9 protein-coding genes are annotated in these 13,371 nt (G+C 74.4%); 3 read left to right on the forward strand and 6 right to left on the reverse strand.

The genetic code is table 11. The features are described 5' to 3' along the window. Nucleotides 1-14 precede the first annotated feature (14 nt). The 4 genes from ABT171_RS08170 to lanKC all read right to left on the reverse strand — a co-directional run bounded on the left by ABT171_RS08170 (nt 15) and on the right by lanKC (nt 6,555). Nucleotides 15-1,700: an ATP-binding cassette domain-containing protein gene (locus tag ABT171_RS08170; protein ID WP_351241043.1), complete on the reverse strand. Its 1,686-nt coding sequence runs from the start codon at nt 1,698-1,700 to the stop codon at nt 15-17. A gap of 199 nt (nt 1,701-1,899) precedes the next feature. Further along, the gene (locus tag ABT171_RS08175) at nt 1,900-3,699 is read right to left on the reverse strand and encodes an ABC transporter ATP-binding protein (RefSeq protein WP_351241045.1); all 1,800 of its coding nucleotides are present in this window, start codon (nt 3,697-3,699) and stop codon (nt 1,900-1,902) included. 100 nt (nt 3,700-3,799) lie between these two features. Continuing rightward, nucleotides 3,800-3,913, reverse strand: a complete 114-nt coding sequence (locus ABT171_RS08180; RefSeq protein ID WP_351241047.1) for a SapB/AmfS family lanthipeptide — start codon at nt 3,911-3,913, stop codon at nt 3,800-3,802. A 38-nt stretch (nt 3,914-3,951) separates the two neighbouring features. Then, the gene (gene lanKC, locus ABT171_RS08185; RefSeq protein ID WP_351241049.1) at nt 3,952-6,555 is read right to left on the reverse strand and encodes a class III lanthionine synthetase LanKC; all 2,604 of its coding nucleotides are present in this window, start codon (nt 6,553-6,555) and stop codon (nt 3,952-3,954) included. Nucleotides 6,556-6,744: 189 nt separating this feature from the next. Here lanKC and ABT171_RS08190 point away from each other — a divergent pair, with 189 nt between their 5' ends. The 3 genes from ABT171_RS08190 to qcrB all read left to right on the forward strand — a co-directional run bounded on the left by ABT171_RS08190 (nt 6,745) and on the right by qcrB (nt 11,367). Next, nucleotides 6,745-9,207, forward strand: coding sequence for a SpoIIE family protein phosphatase (locus tag ABT171_RS08190; protein ID WP_351241051.1), 2,463 nt, complete (start codon nt 6,745-6,747; stop codon nt 9,205-9,207). Between the two features lie 394 nt (nt 9,208-9,601). Then, on the forward strand, nt 9,602-9,877 hold the full coding sequence (locus ABT171_RS08195) for a hypothetical protein (RefSeq protein ID WP_351241053.1): 276 nt from the start codon (nt 9,602-9,604) through the stop codon (nt 9,875-9,877). After that, nucleotides 9,874-11,367: a cytochrome bc1 complex cytochrome b subunit gene (gene qcrB, locus ABT171_RS08200; protein WP_351241055.1), complete on the forward strand. Its 1,494-nt coding sequence runs from the start codon at nt 9,874-9,876 to the stop codon at nt 11,365-11,367. The genes ABT171_RS08195 and qcrB overlap by 4 nt, the downstream gene beginning before the upstream one ends. Here the strand turns inward: qcrB and ctaF are convergent. Together ctaF and ctaD are read right to left on the reverse strand one after the other, a co-directional pair. Continuing rightward, complete coding sequence (gene ctaF, locus ABT171_RS08205) at nt 11,303-11,686, reverse strand: aa3-type cytochrome oxidase subunit IV (protein ID WP_351241057.1); 384 nt, start codon at nt 11,684-11,686, stop codon at nt 11,303-11,305. The genes qcrB and ctaF overlap by 65 nt on opposite strands. Further along, a complete protein-coding gene (gene ctaD, locus ABT171_RS08210; protein ID WP_351241059.1) occupies nt 11,683-13,365 on the reverse strand; it encodes an aa3-type cytochrome oxidase subunit I in 1,683 nt (560 codons plus the stop codon). The genes ctaF and ctaD overlap by 4 nt, the downstream gene beginning before the upstream one ends. Between the last annotated feature and the right edge of the window lie 6 nt (nt 13,366-13,371).

Raw genomic sequence — 13,371 nt, forward strand, 5'->3', positions numbered from 1 at the left:
CGGGGCGGCCCCCCCTAGCCGGGCAGCGGTGCCGGGTGCGTCGTCCAGCCGCCGGCCAGGTCCCGGTACAGTTCGCAGGTGCGCAGGAGTTCGCCGTGGGTGCCGCAGGCGGTGCGCGCGCCGTCCATGACGAGGATCCGCTCGGCGCGGAGGGCGGAACTGATCCGGTGCGCGACGACGATCAGCGTGCCGCCCGGACGCGCCGCGAAGGCCCGTTCGGCCCGCGCCTCCGCCTCCGGGTCGAGATGACAGGTCGCCTCGTCCAGCAGGGCCAGCGGGGCGGGTGAGAGGTAGGCCCGGGTCAGCGCGATCAGCTGCCGCTCCCCAGCGGACAGCTCCGCCGGGGCGACCGTGGCACCGGGTCCGCCCAGCGCCCTCAGCAGCGGCGCGAGGCCCACCGCCTCGGCGGCGGCCAGAAGTTCGGCCTCCGGCACGGGATCGCTGCGGAAGAGGGCGAGGTTTTCGGCCAGGGTGCCCGTGGGGACGTAGGCCTCCTGGGGGATGAGCACGGCTGCCTGCGGCGCGGGGACGGGACGGCCGTACACCCGGATGGTGCCGTGCTGCGGGGTGAGCAGGCCGGCGACGAGGGCGGTGAGCGTCGACTTGCCGATTCCGCTCGGGCCTACGACCGCCAGGTGGGCGCCCTCCGCAAGGGTGAGGTCGAGGTCGTGCAGGACGGGATCGCCGGCGGGGCCGTAGGCGAAGGTGACCGAGGTGAGGGAGAGGGCGGGTGCGGGCCGGTCGCGCCCCGCGGCGGAGCCGCCGGAGAACACAGCCCCGCGCCCCTGGTCCGGTGGCGCCTCCCGGGGCGGAGCGTCCCGGGTCAGTCTGCGCAGGACGACCGTCAGGCGGGAGCCGCTGGTGCCGAGGCCGTGGACGAGGTTGTGGAGGGCGGGCAGGAGGGACTGGGTGACGTAGGCGAGCGCGCCGACCAGGGCGCCGGGGGTGACGCCTCGGCCGAGCAGCCAGGGCGCGGTGACCAGGAGCAGGACCGCCGGCAGCTCGCCGCCGACCGCCAGGGCGGCCACGCGGGCCACGCTCCAGCGGGCCAGCGCGCGGGCGGCCCGCAGTTCCGCGTCGGTGCGTTCCCCGACGGCGTCGGCGGCGCGCTCCTCGGCACCGGCCGCGGTGACGTCCCGCAGCGCCGGGAACAGCGCGCCCAGTTCCTGGGCCAGTGCCTCGTCGGCGGCGAGGAACGCCTCCTGCCGGCGGGCCAGGGGCCCGAGTGTCGCGGCGAACAGGGCCATCCCGGCGAGCAGCGGCGGCAGGACGATCGTGAGGAGCAGCGGGGCCAGCGAGAACAGACCGATCAGGGCGCCGGCGGCGGTGAACAGGAAGGAACGGGTCACCATCACCACACCGGCGAGCGTGTCCCGGGCGATCTCCACCTGCTGGGTGAGCCCGGACAGCGCACCCGTGTCCGCCTCCCGCACCCCGCGCGCCACCACCGCCGACACCAGCCGGTCCCGGGCCGGCTCCACCAGCTCGGCGACCACGCCGTAGACCCGCCCGGTCCCGTACGCCCCGGCACACACCGCGAGTCCCGCGGCGCCCAGCCACAGCAGCCCGGTCCGGGCGTTCCCGGTGAGGAACCCGGCGTCCAGGGCCCGCGCGAGGGCGTATCCGACGACGAAGGTCTGCCCCGCCTCCAGCACGGACCACGCGCCGAGCCGGACCAGCACCCGCCACCGATCCCGCACCAGCCGGCTCGCACGGACGCGGGCGCGGGCCCGGTGCCCGGAAATCCCTCCCGAGGCCGCGGCACCGGACCGGCCGGCCGGCCGGGACCGGCGTCCTCCGCCCGGCACCCCCGCCGGCTCACGCTTCCCGTCCTTGCTCCCCAACTCCGCTCCCGGTGTGGTCTGTGTGTCGGTTACCGGTCCTGGGCCGGCCTGCTCGTCAACTTCGGGACCCGGTCCGGCTCTCGGCGTCGCTCCCGTTCCCGCACGCCGCAGGGGGCTCCGCCCCCGTCGCGCCCTCCCCCTCCCCCTCCCCGTCGCCGCCGAACACCGCCCGGTACTCCGCGTCCCGCCACAGCTCCCGGTGGGTTCCGACCGCCCTGACACGGCCGGCGTCGAGCCAGGCGACCCGGTCCGCGCGGGCCGCGGTCGTGGCGCGGTGGGCGATCAGCAGGCGGGTGCGGGACGGGTCGGGGGCCAGCAGGGTCCGGCTGATGTGGTGTTCCGTGACCGTGTCCAGGCTGGACAGGGCGTCGTCGAGGATCAGCAGCCGGCCGCCGTGGGCGAAGGCGCGGGCCAGGCCGAGGCGTTGGGACTCGCCCCCGGAGCGGGGCGCGTCGGCGGTGCGGGTGGCGTAGCCGGCGGGGAGGCGCCGTACGAAGTCGTCGGCGTGCGCGCGCCGGGCGGCGGCGCGGACGGCGGCGGGTGTCGCGGGCGTCGGCCCGAAGGCGATGGTGTCCTCGATGGTCGTGCCCGGCAGGGCGGGGCGCTCGAAGGCGTAGGCGACGGCGCGGCGCAGCTCGGCGTGGGCGAGGTCGCGCAGCGGCACGCCGTCGAGAAGGACCTCACCCGCGTCGGGATCGGTGAGCCGGCCGGCGACCTGTGCCAGCAGGGACTTGCCGGCGCCGGAACGGCCGACGACCGCCAGGGTGGTGCCGCCCGGCACGGTCAGGTCGACGCCGTCCAGGACGGTTCGCCCGCCCCGGAGCGCGGTGACCGCCCGCAGCTCCAGCCGGCCGTTGCCCGGCGGCAGTCGGCGTGTGCCGTGCCCGGGCACGGGCTCGGCGCGCACCTCGGCGAGCCGGCCGGTCGCCGCGCGGGCCCGCGCGAGTGCGGCCAGCTGCCCGACCAGCGCGCCGACGCCCGTGACGAGCACCGCGTACCGGGAGGCGGCCAGCACCTCGCCCACCGACAGGCGGTGCCGGGCCAGCAGCAACCCCGCCACGGCCAGCACGCCCAGGTTCAGCAGCGGCGCCACCGTGACGGCCCGCGCCGCGGCCCGCCCCTGCACCCGCCACATGCGGTGCCCGGCTCGTGACAGTTCGGGCAACGGGGTGAGGATCCGGGCGGTCTCGCGGTCCTCGATGCCCGCGGCCCGGATCGTACGGAATCCGCCGACCGCCTCCGCCAGCGCGCCGGCGATCCGGCCCTGCACCCGCTGGTAGTCGGCCACGCACGCCGAGGTGTCCCGGGTGAAGGCGCGCAGCAACAGGGCCAGGACCGGCGCCCCGACGAGGAACACGGCCGCCAGCCAGGGGTCGATGACAGCGAGCGCCACCACGCCCCCGACGGGTCCGGCGAGCGCGGCGAGCAGGGCGGCCAGCGCACCCGGCGCCGTCCCCGCCTGGGCCGCGTTGCCCACCAGCCGCGCCGCCAGATCCCCGGCGCCGAACCGCTCCGCCGCGCGCGGGCCCAACGCCAGGACGTGCCCGGTGAGATGCCGGCGCAGCCATGCGGTGGCCTGCGCGTCGACGGTACCGGCCAGCACGCCCGCACAGCCGTCCAGCAGCGCGAGCAGCAGAACGAGGCCGGCGCAGCCGGCGACCCAGGGGGCGGCCGGGGCGCGGGCCAGCAGCAGGTCCAGGGTGTGGCCCAGCACGGCGGGCAGCAGCAGGCCGGCCGCCGTGGCCGCCGTACTCACCGCGCACAGGGCGGCACAGCGGGCGCCGCCCTGCCGCAGCACCGCGTGCGACAAGGCACGGCCCGTGGCCGAAGGGGTGCTGTCCGGGCGGGAGTTCATCGGCTGCGGCCTCGCTCGGTCGGGCGGGAAACGGGGAGGCCCCGGACGGCCCCGCCCACACGGGGCGGTGCCGTCCGGAGCCGTGGACTCACCGGTCCGGTCAGAGACAGACCAGAACGCTCGCGGCGGAGACGCAGGAGAGCAGGCTCGCGGTGCTCGCGCCGCCGTGGGTGAACTCCTCGGACTCAAGGGTCTGCAGGTCGAGCAGTGCCATGATGGTGTCCTTTCCTTTTCGGGGACGGGGGTTGTGTGTCACGACTCCGTCGGTGCGGAGCCGCGTGTGCGGGCCGCCGGAGGCGGCGGGAGGAAGGGCAGGTGTGCGGTGCCCGCGTCGTCGCGGGCCGCGGCGAGCGCGAGCAGGCAGCCCGCCGTGCCGGTGGCGAGGTCCATGGACAGCCGCATCATCTGGTGCCCCGGGAAGGCCAGTTGGCCCTGGTAGTCCATCGCGAACCAGCCGAGCCCGGCGATCTGCTGCTCCAGCCGGTCCCGGCCGGCGCCCGGCGCGGTGCTGCGGGCGAGGTGCAGGATCATTCCGGCGCGGCCCTGGAAGAGACCGGGCTGGGCGTAGAAGCGGGAGGTGGCGGCGGTCAGGATGCCGGTCCGGGCGCGCTCGAACTCCCCGCTGTCCGCGTGCGCCAGGTAGTCGTCGAGGACCAGTCCGATACCCACGCTGCCGTCACCGAGGTAGGGCAGCGTCCGCCAGCCCTCGTCCACCTCCAGGCCGCCGCTCGCCTCCTGGGTCACACAGCAGTCCAGGTCACGGCGGAGCGCCTCGGCCGCCGCGGTCAGGAAGCGGTCCTCGCCGGTCTGCTCGTACCGGCGCAGGAGGAACAGCGCGGGCCCGGTCGCGCCGCGCAGCAGCCCGGCGCGCCGGCGCGGGGTGTCCGGGAGCGGCTCGGCGAGCCGGCGTACGAGGATGTCGGCGGCCTCGGCGGCGTGCTGCCGCAGGCCCGGCTCGCCGGTGGTCTCCGCGAGCCGGCCGAGGACCAGGCCGAGACCGGCGAGTCCGCCGTGCAGGTCGGAGGCGAGGCTGCGCCAGTTCTCCCGCAGGATGCCGTCGACGAGCTCCAACGCCCTTTGTGTGTGGCCGAGTTGGTCGAGTACCAGGGCGACGCCCGCGAGGCCGTCGTACAGGCCGAGCGGGGTGCCGGGCGGCGGCGGGGCGGTGTGTGCCAGCAGCCAGCGCTCGCCCTCGTCGTAACGGCCGGCCCCGGACGCCTGGAGGGCGTGCAGCACCCCGGCCGCGCCGTGCGCGAGGCCCAGGCCGCCGCCGTCCGAGAACTGGGCGATGTCCCCGGGGAAGAGCCGGTCGTCGCGTTCCGGGGTGGCGGAGGCCAGGATCGCCTTGACCATCGAGTCCCGGCTGTAGGGCCAGTCGCCGGGCACCACCGGCGGCCGGGACGTACTGCGGGCCGTGTTCCGGGTGATCTCCGCGACCGCCTCGTCCAGGAAGGCGCGCGGCACGTCCGGGAACTGCTCGGCGATCACCTCGGCGAGATGCGCGGCCTTGCCCCGGTCGACCACGAACAGCGTGGTCACCGGCAGGAACAGGGCGAGCCGCAGGCAGGCCAGCGCATAGCGGTCGACGTCGGTGCCGCGGCGGTCCGGCGGGGCGAAGAAACCGGGGTGGGCGACCGTCTGCCGGGCGTTCGCCTCGGCGGGGGCGGCGGCCTCGAAGTCGATGAGATGCACCGACTGTTCGTCCTCGGAGACCATGATGTTGAAGACGTGCAGGTCGTTGAAGACCAGCCCGCGCGCGTGCACGGCCGCCACCGCCCGCTCCACCTTCGCGTTGATCCCCAGCGCCCACGCCGTGTACGCGGCGACCTTCGCCGGGTCGGGGTCGGGGATGAGCAGCGGATGCCGTTCGGCGAAGAAGGAGTTCAGCGTGCGGCCCGCCAGGTGGTCCATGACCAGGAACCGGTGCTCGCCGAGCGTGAACCAGTCCCGGACCTCGGGCACCACACCGGTCCCGGCGACCCGTTCCAGCGCCGCCTTCTCCCGTTCCAGCCGGGCCACCGCGTCCGCCCCGTCGGCGGCCAGGCCCGCGTGCGGCCGGGCCTCCTTCAGCACCACCCGGCGCCCGTCCCGGGTGTCGGTGCCGACGTACACACCGCCGCCGTTGGAGAAGTGCAGCGCCTTCTCGATGCGGTACGGCAGCTCGCCGACCGTCGTGGTGTTGCGCGCGTCGAGGTGCGGCCGCAGGAACTCCGGGAGGCTCACCCACTCGGGCACCTGGAAGGACGGCGCCCGCCGGTCGGGTACCAGCGTCCCCGTGCCGTCGGCCACCGCCGGGACCAGCGAGCCGCGCTCGTCGACGACGTACCGGCGGGCGAAGGCGCCGTAGCGGACGTAGAGCGGACCGTCGTGCCAGCGCAGGTCGGTGAGGATGTAAGGCCCCTCGAAGCCCTCCAGCAGCGTGCCGAGTTCGCGCAGCACCCGCTCCAGCTGCTCCTCGTCCGCCGGGTAGACGGTGACGAACTTGCCGCTGGTGTCGCGGCCGGCGTACTTGGCGTTGCGCAGGTGCAGCAGGTGCGGTCCGGGCACGAACTTGAACGGGATGCGGCGCGGCACGCAGTAGTCCCACACGATGTCCGCGATCCGTTCCGCCTTCGCGGCGGTCGCCGAGGAGTGCACCTTCCAGCCCTGCGCCGGCGATGGAAGCGGTGCGCCGTCGGCGTCCAGCGGGGTCAGCGTCAGCCAGTCGCCCGAGCGCGCCGCGTGCCAGCCCTCCGGGACGGTGCGACGCGCCGTCGCGAACAGCGCCGCAGGCGCCCCGTCCGCCCCCGGGAGCCGGTCGGGCGTGTCGTAGAAGTGCCCGTCCGCGAGCGCGTACACCTCGTACCGCTTGTCCATGCGCCTCCCGCCCCTCGTCGTGTGACCGGAAAAGACACTCGCAGGAGCCGGGCGGGTGCGGACAGTCACGTCTGTCACGAGGACACCGTGCGGAACTCATGCGTCAAGATGCGTTCGGCGGCTCTCGAACGAACCGGGCGCGCCCCGGAGTGTCCACAGGGGCTGCGCCGAAGGCCCGTACGCGCTGTAATGGCGAACGTGGTGAGTGAGGGCGCTGCGATCAGCGGAACGCGAACGGCGCCGGAGCGTGCCGAAGCCGCCCTGGAGACGCTCACCGCGGCCCCCGACACGCCCGACCGGCTCCACCGGGTCCTGGAACACGCGCTGGTGTTCGCCGGGGCGTCCTTCGCCGGCGTGTACCTCCCCGGCGACGACCCGTCCGAGGTGTTCCTCGCCGAGTCCGCGGGCCTGCCCCGCACCCGGTACGGACTCCGCGACGCCTACCCGGCCGGCGGCGGGTCCCCGGCCGCCGAGGCCCACCGCACCGGACGCCCGCTCTGGCTCGGCCCCGAGCAGCTGGCCGGCTGTCCCGAGGCACGGCGCACCCCGTCCCCGGACTTCTCCCTGGCCGCCGTGCCGCTCGGCCCGGCGGGCGGCGGCTGTCTGCTGGCCGTCAGCGAGCACCCCGGCGGCTTCGGCTCCGACGACCGCGCCACTCTGGAGGTGATCGCCCGCGCCGTCGCCGTACCCGTCCGGGCGGCGCCCGCCGGCGAGGGCGGCGAGCTGTCGCCGGATGCCTTCAGCCTGGTCATGGACAGCGGCCGGGTCGAGGTCGGCGACGAGATCCTGCGCCTGTTCGGGCTCGCCCGGGACGCCTTCGACGGCCGGGTGGAGACCCTGCTCGGGCGCACCGTGCCCGAGGACCTGCCCGCGCTGATGTCGGTCGTGGAGGCGGACCACATGTCCATCGGCGAGCGCGAGCTGGAGTTCCGCATCCTCCAGCCGTCCGGCGCGCCGAGGTGGCTGCGGCTGCGCGGCCGGCTGCTGCCCGGCGGCGAGGGCCGCTCCGCCCGGCTCGTCGGCACCGTCGCCGACGCCTCCACCCTGCGCTCCGACGTCACCGACGTGGCCCGGGTACAGCGCCTGGCCGCCGCCCTCGCCACCGCCGGCACGGTCAAGGACGTCGGCAACGCCGTCGTCGCCGCCCTGCGCGGGCCGCTGCAGGCCGACCGGATCGCGCTCGCGGAACTGGAGAACGACCGGCTCGTGGTCACCGTCCTGGACCCGCCCCAGCCCGAGGCCTGGCCCGAGGTGTGGCGCAGCGAGTGGCGCACCGAGTGGCCCGACGCGCCGGTGCGCGCCATGCCCACCCTCGCCGCCGCGCTGCGCGAGGGCCGCGCCCGCATCTGGCCGGCCGGCACCGAGCTGGAACCCGCCCTCGCCGAGGTGGGCCCCGGGGGCCTCGCGGTGCTGCCGCTGCCCGCCGGCGGCCGTATGGCCGGCGCCTGCCTGATCGGCTGGGACCACCCGCGCGCCTTCGGGCCCGACGAACGCGCCCTGCTCACCGCCTGCGCCGGCCTCACCGGCCAGGCCCTGCTGCGCGCCCACGCCTTCGACGCCGAGCACGAACTCGTCGGCATGCTCCAGCGCACCCTGCTGCCGCGCCGCCTGCCCCGGCTGCCCGGCGCGGTGGCCGTCGCCCGGTACCTGCCCACCACGGCCGGGCTGGAGGTCGGCGGCGACTGGTACGACGTGATCCCGCTCGCCGACAACCACGTGGCCCTCGTCATCGGCGACGTCCAGGGGCACAACGCGGGCGCCGCCACCCTGATGGGCCAGATGCGCACCGCGCTGCGCGCCTACGCCGCCGAGGGCCACACCCCGGACGTGGTCGTGGCCCACGCCAACCGGCTCCTCCTGGAGATGGAGACCGACCTGTTCGCCACCTGTGCCTACGTCGACGTCGACATGGAGCAGGGCACCGCGTGGTGCGTGCGCGCCGGCCACCTCCACCCGGTGCTGCGCCACCCGGACGGCACCACCGAGATCGTCCGGGCCGAGGGCGGCCCGCCGCTCGGCGTGCTCGCCCAGGCGGACTTCCCGATGACCCCGCTGCGGCTGCAGCCCGGCACGGTGATCGCGCTGACCACCGACGGCCTGGTCGAGTCACCGGACGAGGACATCGACGTCGGCATGGACCGGCTCGCCCGCGAGCTGTCCGCCGCCGACCCGGCCCACCTCGGCCTGGTCGCCGACGCGCTGCTCACCGGCGCGCACCGCGACGACGACGTCGCCCTGCTGCTGATGCGCTACGACGGCATGGCCGTGCGTCCGCTGCGCGAGAGCTGGACGGTGTGGCGGGTGCCGGAGGCGGTGCGGCACGCCCGCCGCTTCACCCGGCGCACGCTGCGTACCTGGGGCGTCCCGCAGGACACACTGGACACGGCCCTGCTGGTGGTCTCCGAACTCGTCACCAACGCCCTCGTGCACACCGGCGGCCAGGTCCGCCTGGACCTCACCCTGGTCAACCACCGCCTCCGCCTCGCCGTCGCCGACGCCTCCCCGCGCAGCCCCGTCAAGCCCGCCAGCATCGGCTGGGAGGCCACCGGCGGCCGGGGCATCATCCTGGTCGAGGCGGTGTCGGAGGCCTGGGGCACCGTCCCGGTCAGCGGCGGCAAACAGGTCTGGGCCGACCTCGTACCGGGCGACTGACGGCCTCCGGCCGACGTGGTGGCCCGGCGGGGCCGCCTGCGGCGGCTCGTGTAGTGGCTGAACGCGTGGTCGGGCCCCGTGCCGGTGGCTGACCACGAGGGCGGCCCTCGCGCCCCGGGGGCTGACCGCCACGGTCGGTGTCGTACCCGGGCTGACCGACTCGCGTCTGAGCGCTACGGCGGGCCTGTCCAGACGGCCGGCCGACCCTCACGGCCGGTCGCGCATCACCTGTGGCCGACCGTTTCTTACCGGAGGTGGCCCGCACAGCGGATCCCGCCCGCGCCCGCGACCGGCTGCCGCGCCCGGCCCCGTGGCCGGTGGCTGACCGCCACACGGGTGCGTTTCGGGAGCTTGGAGAGGCGTATCCCGGATGCGGTGCCTAGGGTCGATAGCTGTGGCACACACCTTCGAGGAACTCGTGCAGAAGCAGCGCGCGGCCGACGCGGCCCACGCCACGGTCGAGGAGCTGCGGGACACCTACGGCCCGCCGGCCGAGCGGCGGATGACCGGCGCCCAGTCCGGCACCTACGAGACCGCGCTGCGCGCCTGGCGTGACCTGGCCCGGGACGCGCAGACCGCGGTGCGCGAGTACGCGGAGGAGACGGGCCGGCCGCGCCCCGAGGTCGAGGCCGAGGTGGCCCGGGCGGCGGCGGAGCCGGAGACCGCATGAGCCGTGCGGGGCGCCGCGCCGAGCGGCTCGTGGACGCCGCGGACGCCCGGCTGCCCGTGTACGAGGGCGGCTCGCTGCTGCGCAAGGCGTTCCCGGAGCACTGGTCCTTCCTGCTCGGCGAACTCGCGCTGTACAGCCTGCTGGTGCTGATCCTGACCGGGGTCTGGCTGACCCTGTTCTTCCAGCCGGAGATGCGCGAGGTCGTCTACGCGGGCCGCTATGTGCCGCTGCGCGGTGTGCGCATGTCGGCCGCCTTCGACTCCACCCTGCACATCAGCTTCGACGTACGCGGCGGACTGCTGATGCGGCAGACCCACCACTGGGCCGCGCTGGTCTTCGTCGCCGCGATCGGCGTCCACCTGCTGCGGATCTTCTTCACCGGCGCCTTCCGCCGGCCCCGCGAGCTGAACTGGGTCATCGGGCTGACCCTGTTCGTGATCTCGCTCGCCGAGGGCTTCGCCGGCTACTCCCTCCCGGACGACCTGCTCTCCGGCACCGGACTGCGCATCGCCCAGGGCATCATGCTCTCGCTCCCGGTCGTCGGCACGTACGTGGCCTTCCTGGCCTTCGGCGGCCAGTACCCGTCCCACGACATCATCACCCGCCTGTATCCGCTGCACATCCTGCTGCTCCCGGGTGCCCTCCTCGCCCTGGTCGGCGTCCACCTGATGCTGGTGGTCCATCTGAAGCACACGCAGTGGCGCGGCCCGCGGCACACCCAGCGCAACGCCGTCGGCAAGCCGTTCTTCCCGCAGTTCAGCGGCACCTCCGGCGGCCTGGCAGTCATCGTCGCCGGCGTGCTGGTGCTGCTGGCGGGCACCGCCCAGGTCAACCCGGTCTGGAACTACGGCCCCTACCGCCCCGACCAGGTCTCCACCGCCTCCCAGCCCGACTGGTACGTCGGCTTCCTGGAGGGTGCGCTGCGGCTGGTCCCGCCCTGGGAGACGAACCTCGCGGGACACACCCTCATGTGGAACGTCCTGCTCCCCGCCGTGGTCCTGCCGGGCCTGCTGTTCGCCGCGCTGTACGCCTACCCCTTCGTGGAACAGCGGCTGACCGGGGAGTGGTGGGCCGAACGGCACCTGTGCGACCGGCCTCGCGAACGGCCCGTCCGCACCGGGCTCGGCGTGGCGGGCACCGTCTTCTACGGCGTGCTGCTGCTGGCCGGCGGCAACGACGTCATCGCCCAGACCTTCCGGATCTCCGTCAACGCCATCACCTGGGTGCTGCGCGTCGCCCTGATCGTGGCACCGGTCCTCGCCTTCCTGGTGACCCGGTGGCTGTGCCGGGCCCTGACGGCGGCCGAGAACGAGCGGCTGGCCGAGGGCGTGCCCACGGGCGAGATCCGGCAGAGCGTCACCGGCGGCTACGACACCGATCACGAGCCCGTGGAGACCTTCCGGCCGGGAGCCCCGCGCAGGCCGCTCACCGGTGCGCGTACTGGAACACCATCCCGTAGACCCCGCGCGCCAGAACGCCCAGACCGATGAGGAACAGCCACAGCCCGAACACCACGCCGGTCGCCGCCAGCGCGAAACCGAGCGCGGTGACGATCGGCCACGGACTCTCGTCGGGGAAGAACGCCACCGGCCCGGCCGCGTCCGCCACCTCCGCCTCGGTGCGGTCCTGCGCCCGCGTCCCCCGGCGCCGGTACTGGATCAGGCAGAAGAACGCGACCAGTCCGGCCATCCCGCACGCGACGACCAGCGCGACCGTGCCCGCTTCCTCCCCCGACCACACCCCGTACAGCGCGGCGGACCCGCCGAAGAACAGCGCGACCCCGCCGAACAGCACCGCCTCCGCCTTCACCGGATCTCCTTCTCGCCGGCCGGCTGCCCGACCTCCGGATGGTGCAGGTCGAAGGCGGGCGACTCCGAGCGCACCCGGGGCAGCGCCACGAAGTTGTGCCGGGGCGGCGGACACGACGTCGCCCACTCCAGGCCCCGCCCCCACCCCCACGGGTCGTCCGCGGTGACCTTCTCGCCCTTGGCGGCGGTGCGCCACACGTTGTACAGGAACGGCAGCGTGGACACGCCCAGCAGGAACGCGCCCGCCGACGACAGGGTGTTGAGCAGGGTGAAGCCGTCCGCCGGCAGATAGTCCGCGTACCGGCGCGGCATCCCCTGCTCGCCGAGCCAGTGCTGCACCAGGAAGGTCAGCTGGAACGCCGGGAACAGCAGCCAGAAGTGCAGTTTGCCGAGCCGCTCGTCCAGCATCTTCCCGGTGAACTTCGGCCACCAGAAGTAGAACCCGGCGAACATCGCGAACACCACCGTGCCGAACAGCACATAGTGCAGGTGCGCCACGATGAAGTAGCTGTCGGTCAGATGGAAGTCCAGCGGCGGCGAGGCGATCAGCACCCCGCTCAGCCCGCCGAGCAGGAACGACACCAGGAAGCCCATCGACCACAGCATCGGGGTCTCGAACGACACCGAGCCGTTGGTCATCGTGCCGATCCAGGCGAAGAACTTGATGCCCGTGGGCACCGCGATGAGGAACGACATGATGGAGAAGAACGGCAGCAGCACCGCGCCGGTGGCGAACATGTGGTGCGCCCACACCACCGCCGACAGCATGGTGATCGCGATCGTCGCCCCGATCATCGGCAGATAGCCGAACAGCGGCTTGCGGGAGAACACCGGCAGGATCTCCGAGACGATCCCGAAGAACGGCAGCGCCACGATGTAGACCTCGGGATGCCCGAAGAACCAGAACAGGTGCTGCCACAGCAGCGCGCCGCCGTTCGCCGCGTCGAAGACGTGCGCCCCGAACTTCCGGTCCGCCTCCAGCGCCAGCAGCGCCGCCGCGAGCACCGGGAACGCGGGCAGGATCAGGATCGAGGTGAACAGCACGTTCCAGGTGAAGATCGGCATCCGGAACATCGTCATGCCCGGCGCGCGCAGCGACAGGATCGTGGCGATGAAGTTCACCGCGGTCAGCGTCGTCGACACACCCGAGACCACCAGCCCCATCGCCCACAGGTCGCCGCCCGCGCCGGGGGAGTAGTAGGCGCTGTTCAGCGGCGCGTAGGCGAACCAGCCGAACGCCGCCGCGCCGCCGGGCACCAGAAAGCCGGAGACCACCATCAGGCCGCCGAACAGGTACATCCAGTACGACAGCGCGTTCAGCCGGGGGAAGGCCAGGTCGGGGGCGCCGATCTGCAGCGGCATCACGGCGTTGGCGAACCCCGCGAACATCGGGGTCGCGAACAGCAGCATCATGATCGTGCCGTGGATCGTGAAGAACTCGTCGTAGCCGTGCTCGCTCAGCAACTGCAGACCCGGCCGGGCGAGTTCCGCGCGCATCCCCAGAGCGAGCAGCCCGGCGAGCAGGAAGAAGCAGAACGCCGTGACCATGTAGAGCCGGCCGATCACCTTGTGGTCGGCGGTGGAGATCCAGCGCAGCAGAGCCCGGCCCGGACGCGGGGCGGGTGCCGTGTAGCGGGCGGCGATCTCGTCGGTGTCCGGCAATTCGGGTAGTTCCGTCATCGCGGG

Origin of the sequence: Streptomyces sp. NPDC001851, from assembly GCF_040297165.1 — a bacterium.
GTDB lineage: Bacteria > Actinomycetota > Actinomycetes > Streptomycetales > Streptomycetaceae > Streptomyces.

Bases quoted from the DNA above. Each gene is read 5' to 3' on its own strand.
- ABT171_RS08175 (WP_351241045.1), bottom strand. From the start codon at position 3,699: ATGAACTCCCGCCCGGACAGCACCCCTTCGGCCACGGGCCGTGCCTTG.
- ABT171_RS08180 (WP_351241047.1), bottom strand. From the start codon at position 3,913: ATGGCACTGCTCGACCTGCAGACCCTTGAGTCCGAGGAGTTCACCCAC.
- lanKC (WP_351241049.1), bottom strand. From the start codon at position 6,555: ATGGACAAGCGGTACGAGGTGTACGCGCTCGCGGACGGGCACTTCTAC.
- ABT171_RS08190 (WP_351241051.1), top strand. From the start codon at position 6,745: ATGGCGAACGTGGTGAGTGAGGGCGCTGCGATCAGCGGAACGCGAACG.
- qcrB (WP_351241055.1), top strand. From the start codon at position 9,874: ATGAGCCGTGCGGGGCGCCGCGCCGAGCGGCTCGTGGACGCCGCGGAC.
- ctaD (WP_351241059.1), bottom strand. From the start codon at position 13,365: ATGACGGAACTACCCGAATTGCCGGACACCGACGAGATCGCCGCCCGC.